The 5,172-nt window shown below is 41.6% G+C and carries 3 protein-coding genes; all 3 read left to right on the plus strand.

Features of this window, described 5'->3' with window-relative positions; all coding sequences use genetic code 11:
• The coding region (locus tag ACYQ2W_RS25110) for a hypothetical protein (RefSeq protein ID WP_459873585.1) at positions 1-257 on the plus strand (257 nt) is incomplete at its 5' end.
• A gap of 48 nt (positions 258-305) precedes the next feature.
• On the plus strand, positions 306-1,301 hold the full coding sequence (locus ACYQ2W_RS25115; protein ID WP_459873587.1) for an AAA family ATPase: 996 nt from the start codon (positions 306-308) through the stop codon (positions 1,299-1,301).
• A 2-nt stretch (positions 1,302-1,303) separates the two neighbouring features.
• Complete coding sequence (tssC, locus tag ACYQ2W_RS25120) at positions 1,304-4,942, plus strand: type VI secretion system contractile sheath large subunit (protein ID WP_459873589.1); 3,639 nt, start codon at positions 1,304-1,306, stop codon at positions 4,940-4,942.
• Positions 4,943-5,172: the final 230 nt, after the last annotated feature.

A 5,172-nucleotide genomic window follows, 5' to 3' on the forward strand; every position in this document is an offset into this window, starting at 1 on the left:
TGCTGGCGGCCGGGCTTCCCTTCGCGTTTTGGCCCTTGCGAGAAGATATAAATATTCACCTGCTGCAGGAAAAAATAATAACTTTGGTATGCTCTAAAGACAGCCGATATTGGCCAGAGCAAATTCTGATGCAACGCATCGCTGAGTCGAAGCAATTGGCGGATTGTGAACAGATTTGGAATCATACTCTTCTGCTATGGGACGATCCGGAGCGATTGCCGCCGGATACTGATTATGTGTTGACCGCGCCGGAATAATAGAGATTTAAAATCTGTTCTATAATTTAGATAGAAGGAATGAATGAGATGAGAAATGAGAAGAGAGTTTTTCGCGGTGATAATAATACATCCGAGGCCAGCCTGCGGTTAAAGAATCTTCCTCCGCCCCCGCCTTGGCGCGAATTCCAAAATAAAAAAAATCGCCGAGAGCGCGGAGAGAAATACCAAGCGAGCGAGCACGAAATTGAAATGGTCAATGCAGCACTTTATTTGCGTCGTCCGTTATTAATTACAGGAAAGCCCGGTGCAGGGAAATCCTCTTTGGCCTATGCAGTGGCTCATGAGCTAGGGCTTGGTGACGTATTGGTATGGCCGATAACCTCGAAGTCCGTACTGCAAGATGGTCTATATAGCTACGATGCTATTGGTCGTCTGCAAGAGGCGTCGTTACACCAAGAAATGATTTCGAATGAACAGGAACAATCTTTGCCGGATATTGGTCGTTTTATCCGCTTAGGGTCGATAGGATCTGCATTTCTTCAATCCAAACCCAGCCAGCCCAGTGTAGTGCTTATTGATGAAATTGATAAAAGCGATATAGATCTGCCGAATGACTTACTGCACTTGTTTGAAGAAGGCGAATTTGAAATTCACGAACTAGCCCGCTTACCTAAAGATGGAAGACAAAAAGATGTAGAGGTTTATGCTAGCGGTAGCCAGGATAAACTATCTGTCCCCAATACTGGCCTTGTCCGCTGCGACGCGTTCCCATTGGTTATTATGACCAGTAATGGTGAGCGCGAATTTCCACCTGCTTTTTTGCGCCGTTGTTTACGTCTCAATATTAAACCACCGACCGAAGAAAAAATTGCTGAAATAGTTGAGGCACATTTGCAAGTTTCCTCGCAAACAGATGACGTGAAGAATTTGATTCAAGAATTTCTTGATATTCGAGATGCTCGCCACAAAGAAATCGCAACAGATCAGCTACTCAACGCCATTTATTTGTTGAAATATGAGATTACGTTAGCCGAGAAAAGTAATCTACGAGATTCAATTTTCGAGGCGCTTTCAGATACCTAGATATGAAAAGTCTCATAGGTAAACTAATTTCCGCCTTACATGATTGTGGCTTGAAAAATAGTCCGGAGGAAATTGCAGATGTTATTTGGTATGCATCGATAACTTCTAGTTTTGATGTTTCACGGAATTACGTGCGTCGAACAGATTCACCTGCCGACAAAGAAGCAGCAAGAGTTACTCCGAACACTGGGATAGACGAAATTGACAATGATTTGAGAGGTGGTAGCAGTAAGATCTTAAAGAATGAGACTCAGGGTTCAGAAAGTATAAAAAATGATGGTGCTGATTTATACGCGCCGGGTTCAGTAGACAGTACGGTGCAGGCTATACCATTTTGTACTCCTGGCGGGCGAGCGCTACCGAATGCTTTGCAGTTAGGGCGTGCTTTGCGTCCTTTGATAAAACGAATTCCTTCTTCAACCAAATTCATTCTCGATGAAAATGCCAGCGCTAGCCAGATTGCTCAAAGCCGGATTTGGCTTCCTGTTATTAAAAGTGCTCCGGTGCGTTGGTTCGACTTGGTCTTAATTGTTGAAAATTCTCCATCTATGCGTTTGTGGCATCAAACAGCAAGAGAGCTTCGCCTATTATTCGAGCACCTTGGTGCATTTCGGGATATTCGTGTATGGCGTTTGGAAACCAATAGTGACGATCAAAATTTTGGTATCTATACAGAAGGCAGCAAAGCCCTTCATAGTTATAAAGAACTTATAGAGCCAGCGCTTCCTCGTTTAATTGTCATTGCAACGGATTGTATATCCCCAGCCTGGCAAAATTCTGAATTACTACGTTGTTTGAATGCGTGGGGTGGCGAGCATCCACTTTCCATGATTCATATGTTGCCACAACGTCTTTGGTCTCAAACTGGTTTACGTAATGCTCAATTGGTCAAAGTCCATGCGCCGTTTCCTGGTGGAGCAAATCGCTCTCTTCAATATCACCAGCCCACTTTTCGCTGGCAATCAAGACAAAGTGGGGGACAGTTACCTGTTCCACTTATGACGTTGGAGCCTGAATATATTGATAATTGGGCAAGGTTTATTACTGGCTCAGGAAGCTCGCGAACGATGCCCGCTTTTATTTTCAAGGCATCCACCATGAAGTCGAAGAGCCCCCGCCGAGAATTAAGCCATCAAGAAAACTTAGCCCGTTTTAAAGCAGTCGCATCTCCGTTGGCTTTTCGGCTGGCATGTTGTCTGGCAGCAGTACCTTTACACTTGCCTATTATGCGCTTAGTGCAAAGGGTCATGTTGCCAAAATCAGGGCAAATTCACTTAGCGGAGTTTTTTTTAAGCGGCTTGATTGAGAGGATTTCATCTTTTGAGGTAACTGCTACTGATGAAATAGAATACGATTTTCTTCCAGGTGTTAGAAAGGCCTTGCTTAAGTTGACATTAATTCCAGATACATTGCAAGTGCAGGAGATCGTATCTGAATTTATCAATAAGCGATATGGTGAATCAATCAATTTTCACGCTTTAATCGGGCTTCCTATTGAGACGGATGGCCAACCTTATGTTAGTGGTTCAGCAACTCTTATGAGCCGCTCTTTTGCACGAGTTACAGCGGAAGTGTTAGGTGTTCTAAGTATCCATTCGATATTCCAAGATAATGTTGTTAAAAATCAAAAAAAGGCTCCTCCTCGGTCACTGTATGAAGATGTCAATAACAAAACAACAGAAGAAAGTGCCGTTGCTCCTAAAAATCGTGTCAATATTACTTATAGACCTGTATTTAGTGATTCTGCGGAATTAGAGTTGCCTCTAAAGTTATTTGTTATAGGAGATTTTACAGGAAGGTCTGATGAGACACCTCTGAAAGAGCGTGAGCCTATTAATATTAATAAAGATATTTTTAATGACGTGTTAAGTTCTCATAAAATTGAGATACATCTTAGAGTTCTGGATTTCTTGGGTAAAAGAAAAATTGATAAAGAAAACAAAATTTGGATTCGTGTTCCCATTAAGTCTATGGCGGACTTTGCTCCGGATAAGATAATCAAAATAGTTCCGGAATTATCTAAGGAACTTGAATCTTATGAATCCGTTCTCGCCTTTCGGTTGTTGCTAAGTGAGTCGAGTAAGCTTGCTGAGCATATTGAGTCGGTGCTTGTGGGCAAAAAATATAGCGCGGCTTTTGAAGGTATAAAGCCAACTTATGATTTGCAAAAAATTGATGACTTGGTTTTGGGTGTTTTGAATGATTTGGGAGCCGATGTTCCGGACAAGGATAGCTATAGATATGGCATTATTTTCCGTGGAATTAACTTACTTGTTAAAAATATTAAAGATTTAAAGGAAATAAAGGGCATAAAAAATTTTACAGACAAATTGATTTCCGCCCATAAAAATAAATTGAGTGCTCAAATAGATGAAATACTTCATCACCCTAAATTTCAGAAAATTGAGTCTGCTTGGCGATCTTTGGAATATTTGGTAGAAAATACAGATTTTCGAGAAAATATTAGAATTGATATTTTTCAAGCAAATAAAGAAGAATTGGAAAAGGATTTTGCGGATAATTCAAGCGAATATAAGCTTTCTCATTTCGATAAATACGATAGCTTTTTAACAATGCGCAATCTCTCTGGATTGTATAGGCATGTGTATGCGTATGATGAGTTTGGCGGAACTCCTGTGGGAGCAATAGTCGCCAACTACGAATTTGGTCCAAGCTCATCTGATATTAAATTGTTGGCAAATATTGCCGCTGTAGCTGCATGTTCTCATGCGCCATTGATTGCAGCCGCTAGTTCTAAGTTTTTTGCTATGGACGATTTTTCTGCTTTGCCAACGGTGAAAGACCTTGGTGAACATTTTGAAGGGATAAGATATACAAATTGGAAAATACTTCGAGAGTCGGAGATTTCCCGTTACATAGGGTTGACAATGCCGCGTTTTCTATTGCGGCATCCGTATGAGCCAGGTGGTTTCCCGATGCTGTCATTTCATTATGCAGAAAATGTTAAGAATCACGAATATTATTTGTGGGGGAATGCGGCTTTTGCATTTGCAACTCGTCTTACACACAGTTTTGCTAGATATCGTTGGTGTCCAAACATCATTGGACGACAAGGTGGTGGCGCAGTTGAAAACTTGCCCTTGCGTCAATGCGAGAGTGGTGGGAAGAAAGTTCCAAATTCAATAGAAGTTCTTGTTACAGACAAACGTGAGTACGAGCTTTCTGAAGAGGGATTTATTGTTCTAACCAAGGATAGAAACTCTGATAATTCAGTGTTCTTTTCTGCAAATTCAATAAAATATCCAGAATATTCTGGGGGCAATATTAACGAAGTCACGGACCGGTTGAATTATAAGTTAGGAACACAACTTCCCTATGTGTTTGTGATTCAGCGGATTGCTCATTACCTCAAGGTTTTAAATCGTGATAAAGTAGGCTCATCGATAGATCGTATGGGATTAGAGAAAGAATTAAATATGTGGATACGACAATATGTTGTGGATCAAGAAGATGCATCTGCGGAAGTTCGTTCCAGAAGATTTTTAAGACAAGCAAAAGTTGAAGTGAAAGACGTTGTGGGAGAATTAGGCATTTATCTTATGAGGCTCTCTGTGAGGCCGCATTTTACATCTATGGGGTCGGATTTTATACTTTCTTTGGTAGGAAAGCTTGAGAAGTAGTAGTTTCGAGTAAATGTCTTTATTTTTTCAAAATATGGATGTTCAAGCATCAGGCAATTTACTTCAGACAGACCTGATTGCCTATCGGCGAGCCTCCTGTCCTGTCGGAGCGCCCTTCCCGGTTTTCGGGTGCAGGCATTTCAGGTGGAGTGGCGCGATTTCGGAATTCCATGGCGTAAGGGACGCGGAAAAAATAGATTATCCCAAACTCGCTTGTCTCGCGGCCCGTC

This window comes from Endothiovibrio diazotrophicus (assembly GCF_054657215.1).

Coding starts and splice junctions, on each gene's coding strand:
- ACYQ2W_RS25115 (WP_459873587.1), top strand. CDS start 306: ATGAGAAATGAGAAGAGAGTTTTTCGCGGTGATAATAATACATCCGAG.
- tssC (WP_459873589.1), top strand. CDS start 1,304: ATGAAAAGTCTCATAGGTAAACTAATTTCCGCCTTACATGATTGTGGC.